This is a genomic window from Clostridia bacterium, assembly GCA_017394805.1.
Classification (GTDB): Bacteria; Bacillota; Clostridia; order Christensenellales; family CAG-1252; genus RUG14300.
On record JAFPXC010000025.1, the window covers coordinates 1 to 14950 of the forward strand.

Here is a 14950-nt window from a genome sequence, read left to right on the forward strand (position 1 = left end):
TGCTTCTATTATACAACCATACGAACGCCCATTCTTACGAATGGTATCTATACTATGTATAGATTGGTCGCTGCGCTCCCTGCGTTCGGTTGCAATGCGGCGCAAGCGTTATGCAAATACTTCGCTTCGCTCGTGCTTGCACGCTTGCTTCTATTATAGCATACTTTTTCACCCGAGACAATCAAAAACGGTATTTTTTTCGCCTGCGTGCCGCGGATTGCATCTTGCGCGGCGCACGCGTATATGGTATAATCGAAATATCTTAGTGCCAAGGAGAGTTTCGCCATGCCCGAGCGTATCGTCAAATTGCTGTCCCAACCCATTTTCTTCGAGAAAAACCGCGTGTACCGCGTGTACAAAGGCGGGCGCGGCATCGCCGCGTTTTGCGATTTGCCCGCCGAAGAGGACGGCTTCTTCCCCGAGGAATGGATCGCCTCGTCGGTCAAGGCCATCAACCCCCGCTATTTCGGTCCGCGCGACGGCGTGGCGGTCATCGAGGGCACGGACGTCTTCTTCGACGACGCGCTACGCGACTATCCCGCCTTGTTGACGGGCCGCCGCCGCTACGACTGCCTTATCAAATACCTCGACAGCGCCATACGCTTGCCTATGCAGGTGCATCCCACGCGCGCTTTCGCCAAGGAGCACTTTGGCTCGCCCTACGGCAAGACCGAGGCGTGGCTGGTGCTGGCCACGAGGCCGGGTGCCAAGATATTCTTCGGCTTCAATCGCCCCGTCACCAAGGACGAGTTGTCCCGCATGGAGACGCGCAGCGAAGAGGAGCGCGATATCATGTCCACCATTTTGGCGGGCGTGGACGCCAAGGTGGGCGACGTCTATATCATCAACGCGGGCCTTATCCACGCCATCGGCGCGGGCTGCACCATTTTGGAAGTGCAGGAGCCGACCGATTTCACCATTCAGCCCGAGCGGTGGTGCGGGGATTATCATATCAGCGAGCAAGAGGAATATATCGGTCTCGACAAGTTCACCGCGTTGGATTGTTTCGACTATTCTTTGGTGGGCGAAAAGGCTCTCAAAGGCGCCTTGCTCACCCCGCGGGTTATCAAGGACGAGGACGGCGTCAAGGTCGAACTCCTCATCGGCTACGAAGATACGCCGTGCTTCGCCGAGAACCGCGTTTCCCTCGCGGCCGGCAAGCGGTACACGCCCTCTTTCGCCCCCTCGGTATGGATCGTGCTGGACGGCGAAGGCGAAATCACGGGCGACGGGTACGCCCGACGGATAAAGAAGGGTGATTATTTCTATTTGCCGTACGCGGCCGAGGGCAAGTTTGACGTAGGCACGTCTACCGCCATCGTGCTGGCCGAGTGCTTGCCGAGCAAGGAGAATCTCGACCTATGATTACGGCGATAGGGGAGATATTGGTTGACAAATTGGTCAAGCCCGACGGGGCGGTGTGCCACGTGGGCGGCGCGCCTTTCAACGTAGCGGTCGGCGCGGCAAGGTGCGGTGCCGCCGTCACGTTTTACGGCAAGGTTGGCGCCGACTCGATGGGAGACTTTATCTTGGGCGCCATCGGCTCGTTCGGCGTGGACGCCAAGGTCAATAGGGACGCTCGCTATCCCACCACCGTGGCCGAGGTCACCTTGGACGAGCGAGGCGAGCGATATTTCCGCTTTTTGCGCGACAACGCGGCCGACTATCACCTGACGGCGGCGGACTTCGCCGTGCCGAGCGATACCACCATCGTGCATTTGGGCACTCTTATGCTCAACAAGGCCGAGGGCAGAGCGGCCGCCGACGAAGTGATACGCCTTACGCGCCTAAGCGGCGCTTTGCTGTCGGTGGACGCCAATTTCCGCGACGACCTCTTTGCCACCACTTCTTTGCGCAACGAAGTTATGCTGCCCTATCTTATGGCGGCGGACGTTCTCAAAATGAGCGAGGACGAGGTTCTTAGCCTCACGGGCGAGGCGGATTTGGGCGAGGCCGTGCGTGCGCTCGCCTTCCGCGGTATGCTGTTCGTCACGGCGGGCTCGCGTCCTTCCCGTGTGTATTACGGCGGGCACGTGGCGCAAGTTGCCCCCCCACGTCTTAGCCATATTGTGGACACGACGGGTGCGGGCGACGCTTTTTACGGCGCGGTATTGGCCAATTTGGACGCCATCTTTTCCAAGGGGTTGCAACCCACGATGCCCGCGCTTACCGAGATATTGGAAGTCGCCAATCGTATGGGTGCTTTGGCCACCCAAAAGGAAGGCGCCATATGATCGCCGTCATCAAGATGTTGGTGGCGGGACTACTCAAACACCCCGTAGTGGCTTCGCACGTGGTCACGCTCAAAAAGCGCGTGTTCAAAGAGGTGGGAGACCTCACGGTGGACGCCTATTCCACCGCCGAGCCCATTCCTTTCGCGGAAGTGGGCTCTATAAGCCCCGAGCGTATGCGCAAAGGCGCGATTTGGACCGAGGAGCGTTTCGGTGCGTGTTGGTTTCACCTGACGGGCGTCGTGCCCTCGGCGGCGGACGGCAAGCATTTGGTCGCTTTGGTCAAATTGCAGGGCGAGGGCTTGTCGTACGAGGATGAGGAGACGGGCGACCTCGTCACGTCCATTTTGTCCGTTCCCGACGTGTTGCAGCCGCCCACCATCGGCAAGTGCGTAGTGGAGTTGACCCCCAAGGCCACGGCGGGCGCCATGGTCGACGCGTGGATAGACGCGGGCTACAACGGCATCAACGGCAACTTCTTGATGAAAGCCAAGTTCCGCTACGCCAAGATGGCCGTTCGGCGCGAGAGCCTTTGGGACTACTACTACGATTACGTCACGTTGGCCGTCCTTTTGGCGACTGACGGACACAATCCTCTGCTCACCCCCGCGCTCAAAGAGAAATTGCTGTGGGTGCTGTCGCAGTCCTACGCCCTGTACGACAACGGGCAGCTTGACGGCGCGCACAAGATCTTGCGCGACTACTACGATCTGCCCCCAGCGCAGGATGGCGTGGAATACACCCTCGTGGGGCACGCCCATCTCGACCTTGCCTGGATGTGGCCCAAGCGCGAGAGTATGCGCAAGGCCGTGCGCACGTTCACCAACGCAGTGCGCCAAATCGAGCGCGAGCCCGCCTATGTGTTCGGTGCGAGCCAGGCGCAGATGTTCGATTGGGTACGCCAAAGTACCCCCACGTTGTTTGCCAAATTGCAACGAGCGGTAGCGAGCGGCAATATCGAATTGCAAGGCGGTATGTGGGTGGAATGCGATTGCAATATGCCCTCGGGCGAGAGCCTAATCCGCCAATTCGGCTACGGCGACGCGTTTTTCCTCGAACATTTCGGCCGCACGTCCGACGTGGTGTGGCTACCCGACGCGTTCGGTTTTTCCTACGCCCTGCCCACCATCGCCGCGGGTTGCGGCAAAAAGTATTTCGTCACCACCAAACTCACTTGGAATCGGCACGTCAAGTTTCCCTATCAGACCTTCTATTGGAAGGGATTGGACGGGGCGACGCTTCTTTCTCACGTTTCCCCCGAGGGAACCTATTGCAACGACGGCACGCCTTTGGCGTGGGCCAAGGCCGAGGAGCGCAATACGCAAAAGGAGTTGGGCGCGGCGCTCGTCATCTACGGCGTAGGCGACGGCGGCGGCGGCGCGGGCGAGGGCCATATCCAGATCGCCAAGCGTGCGATAGGGCTTGCGGGCGCGCCCAAAGCCCGATTCGGCAGCGCCGCGAGTTGTTTCGAGCGGTTGGCCGAGCGCAAGGACGTGCCCACCTTCGACGGGGAACTCTACCTCGAATATCACCGAGGTGTTTTGACGTCCCAGGCCGAGGAGAAGCGGCTCAACCGTCTGGCCGAGCGCAATCTGCACGTGTTGGAATGGTTGCTTGCCTACGACGGACGGTCGGCGGACGTCACGCACGACTTGTGGCGCACTACGCTGTTCAATCAATTCCACGATATTTTGCCCGGTTCGGGCATTGGTCGGGTACACCGCGAAAGTGTGGCCGAACTCACCGAGGTGGTCGACCGCGCCGCCGAACTTTATGCGGGGTTGTTACCCACGGGCGAGGGCTTCGGCTGGCTCAATCCTTCTCCCTTCGCGCGGCGGGAATACCAAACGGCGGGCGGCAAGACCTATCTCGTATCGGCCGAGGGCTACGCTTCGGCTTCGTTTGCGCCCGTGGAGAAGGGGAGCGTTGCGGGCGATGACTATCTCGAAAACGACTTCGTCAAGGTGACGTTCGCGCGGGGCGTCGTCACTTCCTACCTCGACAAGCGGACGGGCAAAGAGTACGCGAAGGCGGGGCTCAACGTCCTCGGGCTCTACTACGACAAGGACAAGCGCTACGACGCGTGGAATATCGGTTTGGACTATCTTAGCCACCCACGTACCATACGTTTTTCGTCCCAACGCGCCTATATGGACGGCGCTATCGCCGTGATGGAACTCCGCTTCGCCTTGCCCCGCGGCACGGTCGTGCAGGCCGTGCGTTTGGGCTACGGCACCCAAGTGGTGTTTGATACCACGGTGGAGTGGCACGAGGAGCACCTGATGCTCCGTGCCGATTTCGTGCCTACCGTGTACGCCCGATGGGCCGATTGCGATATTCAATTCGGCAGCGTCGCCCGCGACACCGCCGACGATACGCCCGAAGCGGCCGCTCAAATCGAGGTCTGCGCGCACAAATACGTTTCCGTCGAGGACGCGGGGTGCGTTTTCGCTTTGTATTCGGACTCCAAATACGGCTACCGTCTCAAAAAGGGCGTGCTGTCCATCGACCTTTTGCGCAGTCCCAAATATCCCGATCCCGATTGCGATATGGGCGTTCACCGCTTCGCCTACGCGATGGATATCCCCGCCACACGAATGGACGCCGTTCGGGGCGGCTACAACTTCAACTATCCTCTGCTTGCCCTGCCTACCGCCGAGGCGGTCGCGCCTCTTGCCACCGTGGACACCGCGAACGTCGTTCTCGAAACGATCAAGCCCGCCGCCATGGGCGAGGGCTACGTCCTCAGGCTGTACGAGCGCTTGGGCGTAGCGACCGATTGTACCCTTGCGCTACGGCGCCCCTACCTCGCGCTGTACGCCACCGACCTGTTGGAGAAAAACCCTGTCGAAACGAACGCCCGTTTACACTTCGCCCCGCACGAGATCAAGACGATATTGGTCAAAACCCGCTAAAAACGGGAAGAGAAATCGATCCCTTCCCGTTAAGACTTTTTATTGCGTGTCCCCCAACCAATGGGACTTATTTCACCGCAGGTGCCCCTTTTCTATGCCAATACGCATTCTTTTTCGTTGAGATGCAGTTTCACCGAGCCTTGCTTTTCCTGGCACAGCGGGCAGGTGTCGAAGGCCTCTTTCCCTTCGGCGCGATAGCCGCAGGCGGGGCATTCCCACACCACCGATTTGCTCTTCTCGTAGGCCGTGCCGTCCTTGAATTGACGGTAGAGGTCTTTGAGAATGCGGTGGTGCCGCTTCTCCACCTCGGCCACGTTGTCGAACAAAGCCGCGATGTCGTCGAAGCCCTCTTCCCGCGCCGTCTTGGCGAAAGAGGGGTAGATATTGTTGCCCTCGTCTTCTTCGTCCTTGGCGGCCAATTTGAGGTTTTCCACCAAATCCCACTTTTCGCGGAAGGGATAGCCCGAACTAATGTCGATATTGTCGATGGGCTTTTGCGACGCCGACTGAATAAAACTGTAAAACATACGCCCGTGGTTGAATTCGTTGTAGGCGAGTTTGTCTATTTCGGCGGCCAGCGCCTTGTAGCCCTGTTGTCTCGCGCCGTACTCGATATACTCGTACCTCGTCCTTGCCATACATTCCCCTGCGAACGCCTTGGCCAAATTGAAATAGGTTTTGCTGTTCAAAAGTTCCATATCATACCTCCACGCCAAGTATTGACCGCCCTTGCCCGAACTATTCGCCGTAGTGTGAACTTGACGTAATCGAGCGGGTTTTTGCACGAAAACGGGGGAGCAGGGCGTGCTTTTTCCCTCGAAATGCGGATGGAATTTTGCGAAAACGCGGATATCGGATGCGAAGGCTATTTCTCTCGCACGAGGTGTTCGAGCGTTCGGGCGTACCGCTCGCGGTCTATTTTGCCCGAACTCAGCACGTCCACCGAAACGCCCTTTTTCGCGCTTCTTCCCGTAGCGCTCGGGGCGGGCGCGCCTATGGCGGACAGCAGTTCCGCGTTGCCGTCCAAGATATTTTTCGGTTTGACGATACGGCAAAGCACGTCCTTTATAAGGACGTAATGTGTACAGCCGAGTATCAAATTGTCCACTTCGCCCACGCCGTCGAGCCGCTCGCGGCAATAGGCTTCGATGGCATCCACGTCGGGGTAGTCGCGGTCTACGAGGGTAGCCAATTCGGGCAAGGACAGGGTGCGGAAACCGTCCGTATCGCGGTAGCGCGAGGTGGTCAGCGCGGTGCCCAAGAGCAGGCTTTTGCCGCCCAACGCGAGGGCTCTCTCCACGGGCGGCAGCACGCCGAAAACCGCCCAATCCGTGGTCTTGCGCAGGTACCGCAATGCCGCCGTCGAGGCCGTATTGCACGCCAGCACCAATTTCGTCGCGCCCTTCTCGGCGAGCCGTTCGCACCCCTCGCGCACCAACGCCATCACTTCCAATCGGGGCTTGTTGCCGTAGGGGGCGTGTCCCACGTCCGCGTAGTACGCAAAGGCGTTGTCCGCGCCGCTTTCGATGAGCGCTGCCAAGGTCGAAAGGCCGCCCATTCCGCTGTCTATGACGCCTATCATAGTATAGTATATAAAAAAATATCGAAAGGGTGATAGATTTTGCTTGCCAAATCGGCGGGCGTATTGTAATATAATAAAAGTCTAAATAACGACAAATATACCATAAAGGGGTACGATATGAAAGTTTTCGAAACAAATGCAATCCGTAACGTAGCACTCATCGGTCACGGCGGCGAAGGTAAGACTTCCCTTGCCGAAGCGATGCTGTTTAACGCCAAGTCCATCGACCGTTTGGGCCGCGTGGACGACGGCAACTCCACCATGGACTACGATCCCGAAGAAATCGCCCGCAAGATTTCCATCGGTTTGTCCGCCGGTTACGCCGTGTGGAAGGACGTCAAGATCAACGTCCTCGACACGCCGGGGTTCTTCGACTTCGAGGGCGAGGTCATCGCGGCCTTGCACGTCTGCGAGGCGGCCGTCATCGTGACGAGCGCTTCGGGCAATATGACCGTCGGCACCGAGAAGGCGTTGGAGATGGTCAGCGAGCGCAAGAAGCCCGCAATTCTCTTCGTCAATGGCGTCACCAAAGAGAACGCCAACTATGTGGAGACCGTCAACGCCATTCGCGCCGCCTATTCCAAAGTGGTCATGGCCGAGATTCCCATCGTCGAGGCTTTGACGATGAAGGGTTACGTCAACGTACTCGAAGGCAAAGCCTTCGACATGAGCGGTAAGGAGATCGCCATTCCCGCTTCTCTCCAAAGCGCCTACGAAGAGGCCCGTTTGGAGATCGTGGAGTTGGCCGCCGAGACCGACGACGCTTTGATGGAGAAGTACTTCGAGGAGGGCGACCTGTCCCACGACGAAGTCATCACCGGCATCAAGGCCGCCATCGCCGCCGACAGCGCCATCTTGGCCTACGGTGGTTCCGCCACCCAAAACGTGGGCGTCACCAATTTGATGGACGCCATCTTGCGCTTCGTTCCCGCTCCCACCGCCAAGACCGAGGGCACCTGCCTCCAAGTCTTCAAGAGCGTGGTCGACCCCTTCGTGGGCAAACTGCTCCTCTTCAAAGTGGAGGGTGGCTCCGTGGCTTCGGGCATCGCCCTCAACAACGTCAACGCCGACAAGCAAGAGCGCATCAGCGCCTTGTACTGTCTCAAAGGTAAGAAGCAAGAGGGCGTGGACAAGTTGAACGCGGGCGACATCGGCGCCGTGGCCAAACTCAGCTACACCAAGACGGGCGACACCTTGGGCGACGAGACTATCACCGAGCCCTTCGAGGCCATTCCCTTCCCCGCTCCCGTCATCGCCTTGGCCATCAACGCGGCCAAAGTGGACGACCAAGAGAAGGTCATCTCCAGCGTCCTCAAGATGCTCGAAGAGGAAAGCACCGTGGTCATCGAGCAAAACGCCGAGACCAACGAGACCTTGCTGTGCGGCATGGGCGAGATGCAACTCGACATCATCTGCAAAAAGGTCAAGAACAAATACAACGTGGACGCTATTCTGCGTGAGCCCCGCGTAAGCTACCGCGAGGCCATTCACCACTCCGCCGAGGCCGTCGGTCGTCACAAGAAGCAAACGGGCGGCGCCGGTCAATTCGGTCAATGCTCCGTGCGTTTCGAGCCGGGTGCGGCGGACGGCGTGTTCGAGTTCGTGGACGCGGTCGTTGGCGGTGCTATTCCCCGTCAATTCATTCCCGCCGTCGAGAAGGGTTTGCGCGAAGCGTTCAAGACGGGCGTTTTGGCGGGCTATCCCATGATCGACCTCAAGTGCACGGTCTTCGACGGTAAGTATCACCCCGTGGACAGCAAAGAAATCGCCTTCATCTCGGCGGCCAAGTTGGCCTACGACGAGGGCATCAACAAGGCCGGTCCCTACTTCCTCGAGCCTGTCAATGACGTCAAGATCATCGTGCCCGAGAGCTACCTGGGCGACGTTATGGGCGACGTCAGCAAGCGCCGCGGCGCCATCAAGTTCACCGAGCAGGAGAACGGCAAGCAGATTATTTCCGCTTCCATTCCGCAGGCCGAGATGCTCAAGTACGCCACTGACTTGCGCTCCATGACCCAAGGTCGCGGTCGTTTCGTGTCCACCTTCGCCGAGTACCAAGAGGTTCCCGCCTCCGCCAACGCGAAGATCATCGAGGACGCCAAGAAGCGCAAGGCCGAGTTAGACGCCCGCAAGTAAGCGGGGCGAGGATGCGCGACCGAGCGCCGTTTCGCGCTTTCGCTCGCGTTACGAAACACAAGTCTTATTTCACAAAAACCCCCGCAAAACGGGGGTTTTTCGTTACCAAATCGCCCCCGCTTGACAGGGCGAGTGCATGGTGCTATAATCTATATAACCTTAGCGTTATTGCGTATGCTATACTATAAGAGGTGATATTATGAAGAAACGCATTGCCATATTGATTGCCGTCGTTATGCTGGCCACCGTATGTTTGGCCGCGCTCACCGCGTGCTATCAGTCCCGCCCCGCCAAGCTCAGCAAGGTCGTGGGCACCTACGAGTTGAAGTCCTACACCCGCACCTATCCCGCCAAAGAAGGGGAGGAGACGGGCGAGACGGTGGACCTCATCGCCACCAATCAAATCAAGGCCTATCTGGTCGTCACGTCGGACGGCAAGGGCTATTACGTCTACGAGGACAAAGACACCCCCGTGCGGTGCTACCAATGCAAGATCAACGTCTCGATGGACGATAAGCAACCCGACAAGGTCAAGGAGATATCCTACACCTACGCGGCGGAGACCACGGGCGACGCCGTCCCCGGCAGCGGCCACGAGACCTTGGGCGTCTACTTCAAGTACAAGACCAAGAAACTCAGCTACAATATGCCCGCCATCTTCGGGCGCAAATATTCGCGTTCGGTGCGCTACGAAAAGGTGTCCAACGAGACCGGGCTGAATTACGTCAACCGAGAGTTTGGCACGACCTTCGCGCCCGCCGATTACGAGGTGGCTTTGTTGGACGGTGTGTTGGTCTACAACGGCGCCTACGACGCCGCTTCTCCCTACGTCTACTACGTCGTGGACTACTATCCAGAGCGTGCCAAATGCAACGTCTATTACGCCCTCAAATCGGATAGACAAGCACACGCCGACGCCGACCTCACGGCAACGCCCATGATGATGGCGCATTCCGACGACTACGATACGGGTGCGTATGCGGACAAAGTGACCGTCACGTTCGGCAATTTGCCTTTCGACGCGCCCTACTACGGCACGCCCGTCACCTCGCTCACCTACCACGGCGAGGGCTACGAAATGTGGCTTTCGCGCAACTCCCGCGCCACTTTCGACGTGCAGGCGTTCATTTCGGATGCCAACACCCAGTACGACCAATACCTCGCCTCGTTGGGCGAGTAGGGTTGCCGTATCGAGCGCAAGCGACGTGGGGTGACGTTTGCCAAGCCGTCACTTAGTCGGCCAAGGCGTTGCCTATTCTTCCAAAACGCACGCACACTCGCGGTATGCGCGGTATGACCAAAGGAGACCGAATATGAAGGATTATGATATGCAAGCGATGCGTGCGGACGAGATCGTGCCGCGCGAGGTATTCGCGGACGTTTTGGACGCGGACGAGGTCGTGGTGGGCGCGTACAAGCCCAACAAACGGCGCTATTACAAGGCTTTTTGGATGTTCGCCTTGCCCATCTTTTGGCCGCATCTTATCATGATTTTCATCCTTACTTTGGGCGTCGTGCCCATTCTCTATGTCAAGCGCGGCTACGATCACCTCTACTACGCCTACACCAACAAGCGCGTCCTCGCGCGTTCGGGCTCGTTCGGCGTCACCTATCGCAGCATAGACTACCGCGACGTGGTCTCCACCGAGGTCTCCGTGTCCTTCCTCGACCGCCGCACGGACACCGGCTCCATCTCTTTCCAAACCCAACGCCGCAGTCTTACGTTCAACTTCATCGAAAAGCCCTACGACGTTCTCCGCGAAATCCGCGAATATATCGCTCACAACGCCTAGCTATGAAGTATGAGTGCGGAGTACAGGGAACCATAAATTCTTTGATTTGTTCGCACCATAAATTGATAGGAAAAGAAACCGATTAAACGATAAATTACAAAAAAACGTTTATTCTCCCGCCAATATATTGTATAATAAAGGCGAATCAAGCAAAAAACGGGTTGATTTTCCCCGAAATACGCTTGACTTTGCAGTCACCCCCCGCGCGGGGGGGGTGGATTGAAATGCGCAGGGCAACACGATTACGTTCGGCTGCAAGGGGTGTGGATTGAAATCTCAGTCTACAACCGTGCACGCATCTCAGGGGGGGTGTAGATTGAAATCACGGTCGACATAGTGGCTGTGTTTTTAGGCGTACCTAGAGGGATTCGTAAGGAGAGACGACCTTCGGGAGCATCAACGGAATAGGCGCGCCCTATGGCCTGTAACGTCCTTATATAACATTCTCGCGCCGTCAGCCCCTACCGTAGGTTGGGGGTGCGACACGATAGTGGCGCAGTGGTGCTTTGCACCACCGAAGCCCTCGGTAGAAAAAAACGACTTGTGTTCGAACAAGTCGTTTTTGGCGTGCACGGGGTTAAAAACTTCGAACTTTCATATAAAGAAATAGAGGAAGCCGTGTTTTTGCACGCTTCCTCTATCTCTATTGAGCCATTTATTGTTCGTCGGTATGGAAGGTTGTCAGCGAAGTTGAACGATACAATGATTTTGTCATTGAACAGTTGAACCTCACGAATGAAATGCTTGACTATCAACTTCCGCACCTCTACAGAATTTATGTTGCCTGTAAACACATTATTTAAATAGTCTTTTATAGCCTCGATTGTCAGATATGTGTAACTTTGTTGTTTTTCCTCTTCTATGGCATAATCAAGTTGTGCGATTTCCGTTTCAAGTTCTCTAAGCCTTGATTTTGTTTGCTCGGTGATAATGCCTTGTTCCATTGCCGCAATCAGATTACTGCTTGCCTTCAAGGCTGCGGCTCGGTTGGATTCAAGCCCTTTCAACCTGCTATTTTCTGCTGCGTTCTTTTGATGCAACTTGTATACCGCCTCGGCTATGGCATTAACTGTTTCTTCAGATGCAAGCATTTTGTATGTCGCCTGAATAACGGCGTCTTCCAACTCTTGCTTGGGAATGTGTTTACATTCACATTTGTTCTCCTTCTTGCGCCTAGATAGGCACGAGTAATAATAATAGATAGCGCCTGTGTAACTCGTTCCGCTGATGCCAACCATTGACCTTTTACAATAACCACACACCAACTTTCCAGACAGAATATAATCATATACATCCTTCTTCCGGCAGGGGGCACGTCGGTTTTCGGCATGGATGTCTTGAACAGTTTGCCATAGCAGGTCATCTATAATCTTGGGATAGATATTGTCATACACGGTATCGCCGTGCTGGATCGTGCCGTTGTACTTGGTGTTGCGCAATATCTTATAAATCACTTTGTCAGTGATTACTGTACCGCGCTTACCCAATACGCCCCGTCGCTGTAGTTCGTCCGCAATGGCTCTTGCCGTATAGCCTTTGGCGTATTTTGAGTAGATCTCGCGGATAATGGCTGCCTCTGCCTCATTGATAACGTTCTTTTTGTCGACCGTATCATAGCCGAGGATTTGATACCCACCCGTATAGTTCCCTTTACGGTAACTCTCGTCCAATCCTCTATGTACCTTTTGGGACAGTTCCTCTGAGAAGTATTGCGCCATGCCTTCAAGCATAGATTCTAAGATGATCGCCTCAGGGCTGTCAGGAATATGCTCGGTTGCAGATAAAACGCGGATACCGTTGGTTTTAAGAATGCGCTTGTTAATTGCGCTATCATACTTGTTCCGAGAGAACCTATCCAGTTTGTAAACAAGAATGACATCCCACTCTTGCTTGCAACTGTCTTTTATCATGCGTTGAAAATTCGGGCGGGCGTCATTTGTCCCCGTCATAGCACGGTCTATGTACTCGCCTACGATGAGTAAATCGTTATTCTTCGCGTATTCCCTACACACTCTCAATTGTCCGTCGATGGACTGTTCCGTTTGTCCTGCGCAGCTATACCGCGCATAAATCACTGCTTTTTTCATTTTAATCCTCCTATTTGTTGTTTTTATCTTTGTCGGCATAATAGAAAAACACCACGATCAGAAAAGACGCGATGAAACTATCTTTCTCGTCCCTCTCCATCTTGGTGTAACTCGGTATGCCATTTGTTTTTAGCGTTCTTGCCATTCCTTTTCCTGCCTCCATACGGATTTCCAACGCCATAACGTCGGATTGACTGTATTAAAGCAAGTAATCTCCCCTCCTTTTGGGGACATTTATAAAGTTTTTCCATTTTATTCATCTTTTCACCTCCTTTTTCGTCTATCGACACCCATCCCACAATCGAAGCGAGCCAAAAGACAAAGGGAACCGCAATTACATTTGCCTATCCAAATAATTGCGGCGACTAAAAAAGGTCTAAGTAGGCATCATAATTGCCTTTCCTTTTTTAGTGCCTTGTCTTTTGGCGTAGCGGAGATTACACCCCCCGTCGATAGACGAAAAAGAACTATGTTGTGTGCCCATTTAGGTAAATACTGTGAATCGGTCTATCAAAGGAACAAAAAAACGTGGCATCTACAAGAGATGAATGCCACATAAAAGTATGAATACATTGAAAAGATGCGAAAGAGCAACTAACAAACAAGAAAAGGGGGATGGGACAACCGAACAAAGGCGAGGGGATATGGGCAGTGCCGCAAGCGGGTTAGCGCGGCCGCCCATTCCTCGCCGTCGGGGGCTTCCCCTTTTTGTCGTCGTTAGCTCGCGCTTCGAAGTCCGAAGTTGTCGGTTAGACGGGCCTTGTCTGGCGACGCATTTGCCAAGGGGACCCCGCGAAAGCGCGAGCGTAGCGAGCGATTCCGTGGGGAGTGGCAGCGGCGCCACTTGTTCAAGACAAGGACCGTCTAATAGTAAACGGTTCCACTTGGTTCCATTTGATTAGCATTATATTGTGCTGTGTTTTGGGTGTAAATGATACGGATATGAATCTTGTAATATTGTGATATACTTGTTAAAATGAAAAACTAATAGGTAAACGAAATACGACAATAAACGGATGCAATCCGCATTTCGCAAAATGCACAGACGAGAAGGCACTATTCTGTTTCAAACATAAAGTGACCGATAAATGGCGTGTTAGACTACAACTTTTTGTATTTTATATAAAAATGCAGTGTATCCTATTTCACAAGTAAGCTTATTACTGCGCCGATAATCGAACCGATTGCGCTACCGATAATCGCCCAAAATAATGGGGCGACGACGCGCCATTTAAGAATATCGGCACGCGTTTCTTTGGGTGCCCAATAAGGATTGACGCTAAGGTTGTCTTCTTTAATCCTACGATATTTCGCTTGGCACGCATTGGCGATCCCTCTTGCCGTAATATGACCGTTGCTTTTTTTAATTGTGTACGCGATATATTTAAGCATTTCATAAATACCCGCGGCGTTGAGCCCATCAATGGGTATCGGTGCGCCGCCTTGGTTGTTTTTCCAAATAAAAATACAAGGGATATCGCCCTCGTCGACATTAAAACTCGACATATTCTTCAAATTATCTTCACCGGACAGCTCCCATTCGGCTTTTGAATAAAAAATATCCAAATAATCGTCTAAAAAACGATTCAATTCGTCTTGATATTCTTGGATTAGTTCTTTTACCACCGCATTCCTATCCTTTTGCAAAATAACGCACTTATATCGATTGGAATCATTCAATCTCGATTGATATTCTTTATCATCTTTGTTAATTACCAAATTGAGCAAATCCTTGCGCATTTGTTCTTGTCGTTGATAGCGGCGATAGGCGTACTTTTCAATATTATCTCCTCGCCTGCAAAAAATCGAAATCAAGGCGTTAAAAATATCGTCGGATGTGCTATCGCAATCTTGTTCTTCAATGAATTTTTCGATAATGGGCGATAATGTATCTAATTGAATGGATATCTGCTTGGATTTTTCAACAAATGAATTTAATGGTTTAGATATTTCCAAATCATTATTATTTTTTGCCCATTCGATAAATTCAACGGTGGCTAAAATATCATTGTTACTCATAATAATTACTCCTTATTTTTATTTCCATTTAATAGTTAATATGGTATTTTTTCTTTAATTTTTTGGGGGATGGGTGCAACATCCCCCCTGTGGAATGTTGGGTTACTTTTTGATAAAATCGGTTTTGACTAATGGTATATTCCCAAGGAATATCGCCTGCGGTGAAGCGTGTGCGGCGCCGATGGCG

10 protein-coding genes are annotated in these 14950 nt (G+C 54.1%); 6 read left to right on the forward strand and 4 right to left on the reverse strand.

Features of this window, described 5'->3' with window-relative positions; translation table 11 throughout:
* Positions 1-285: 285 nt before the first annotated feature.
* The 3 genes from II896_06320 to II896_06330 are packed head-to-tail and all read left to right on the forward strand — an operon-like array spanning position 286 to position 5146.
* On the forward strand, positions 286-1365 hold the full coding sequence (locus II896_06320) for a class I mannose-6-phosphate isomerase (protein MBQ4444249.1): 1080 nt from the start codon (positions 286-288) through the stop codon (positions 1363-1365).
* Entirely contained in the window at positions 1362-2234 is an 873-nt protein-coding gene (locus II896_06325; protein MBQ4444250.1) for a carbohydrate kinase, read from the forward strand. Before II896_06320 ends, II896_06325 begins: the two co-directional genes overlap by 4 nt.
* Positions 2231-5146: an alpha-mannosidase gene (locus II896_06330; protein ID MBQ4444251.1), complete on the forward strand. Its 2916-nt coding sequence runs from the start codon at positions 2231-2233 to the stop codon at positions 5144-5146. Before II896_06325 ends, II896_06330 begins: the two co-directional genes overlap by 4 nt.
* A gap of 92 nt (positions 5147-5238) precedes the next feature.
* Here the strand turns inward: II896_06330 and II896_06335 are convergent, their stop codons facing one another.
* The gene (locus tag II896_06335; GenBank protein MBQ4444252.1) at positions 5239-5844 is read right to left on the reverse strand and encodes a rubrerythrin family protein; all 606 of its coding nucleotides are present in this window, start codon (positions 5842-5844) and stop codon (positions 5239-5241) included.
* Between the two features lie 167 nt (positions 5845-6011).
* On the reverse strand, positions 6012-6728 hold the full coding sequence (locus II896_06340) for an aspartate/glutamate racemase family protein (protein MBQ4444253.1): 717 nt from the start codon (positions 6726-6728) through the stop codon (positions 6012-6014).
* A gap of 117 nt (positions 6729-6845) precedes the next feature.
* Here II896_06340 and II896_06345 point away from each other — a divergent pair, with 117 nt between their 5' ends.
* The 3 genes from II896_06345 (at position 6846) to II896_06355 (ending at position 10657) form a co-directional block, all read left to right on the forward strand.
* On the forward strand, positions 6846-8864 hold the full coding sequence (locus II896_06345; GenBank protein MBQ4444254.1) for an elongation factor G: 2019 nt from the start codon (positions 6846-6848) through the stop codon (positions 8862-8864).
* A 199-nt stretch (positions 8865-9063) separates the two neighbouring features.
* Entirely contained in the window at positions 9064-10044 is a 981-nt protein-coding gene (locus II896_06350; GenBank protein ID MBQ4444255.1) for a hypothetical protein, read from the forward strand.
* A gap of 133 nt (positions 10045-10177) precedes the next feature.
* Positions 10178-10657: a PH domain-containing protein gene (locus II896_06355; protein ID MBQ4444256.1), complete on the forward strand. Its 480-nt coding sequence runs from the start codon at positions 10178-10180 to the stop codon at positions 10655-10657.
* A 461-nt stretch (positions 10658-11118) separates the two neighbouring features.
* On the opposite strand, the gene II896_06360 is transcribed toward II896_06355, so the two are convergent.
* Positions 11119-12744, reverse strand: coding sequence for a recombinase family protein (locus II896_06360; protein MBQ4444257.1), 1626 nt, complete (start codon positions 12742-12744; stop codon positions 11119-11121).
* Between the two features lie 1140 nt (positions 12745-13884).
* Positions 13885-14763, reverse strand: coding sequence for a hypothetical protein (locus II896_06365; GenBank protein ID MBQ4444258.1), 879 nt, complete (start codon positions 14761-14763; stop codon positions 13885-13887).
* Positions 14764-14950: the final 187 nt, after the last annotated feature.

Bases quoted from the DNA above. Each gene is read 5' to 3' on its own strand.
- II896_06320 (MBQ4444249.1), top strand. From the start codon at position 286: ATGCCCGAGCGTATCGTCAAATTGCTGTCCCAACCCATTTTCTTCGAG.
- II896_06325 (MBQ4444250.1), top strand. From the start codon at position 1,362: ATGATTACGGCGATAGGGGAGATATTGGTTGACAAATTGGTCAAGCCC.
- II896_06330 (MBQ4444251.1), top strand. From the start codon at position 2,231: ATGATCGCCGTCATCAAGATGTTGGTGGCGGGACTACTCAAACACCCC.
- II896_06335 (MBQ4444252.1), bottom strand. From the start codon at position 5,844: ATGGAACTTTTGAACAGCAAAACCTATTTCAATTTGGCCAAGGCGTTC.
- II896_06340 (MBQ4444253.1), bottom strand. From the start codon at position 6,728: ATGATAGGCGTCATAGACAGCGGAATGGGCGGCCTTTCGACCTTGGCA.
- II896_06345 (MBQ4444254.1), top strand. From the start codon at position 6,846: ATGAAAGTTTTCGAAACAAATGCAATCCGTAACGTAGCACTCATCGGT.
- II896_06350 (MBQ4444255.1), top strand. From the start codon at position 9,064: ATGAAGAAACGCATTGCCATATTGATTGCCGTCGTTATGCTGGCCACC.
- II896_06355 (MBQ4444256.1), top strand. From the start codon at position 10,178: ATGAAGGATTATGATATGCAAGCGATGCGTGCGGACGAGATCGTGCCG.
- II896_06360 (MBQ4444257.1), bottom strand. From the start codon at position 12,744: ATGAAAAAAGCAGTGATTTATGCGCGGTATAGCTGCGCAGGACAAACG.
- II896_06365 (MBQ4444258.1), bottom strand. From the start codon at position 14,763: ATGAGTAACAATGATATTTTAGCCACCGTTGAATTTATCGAATGGGCA.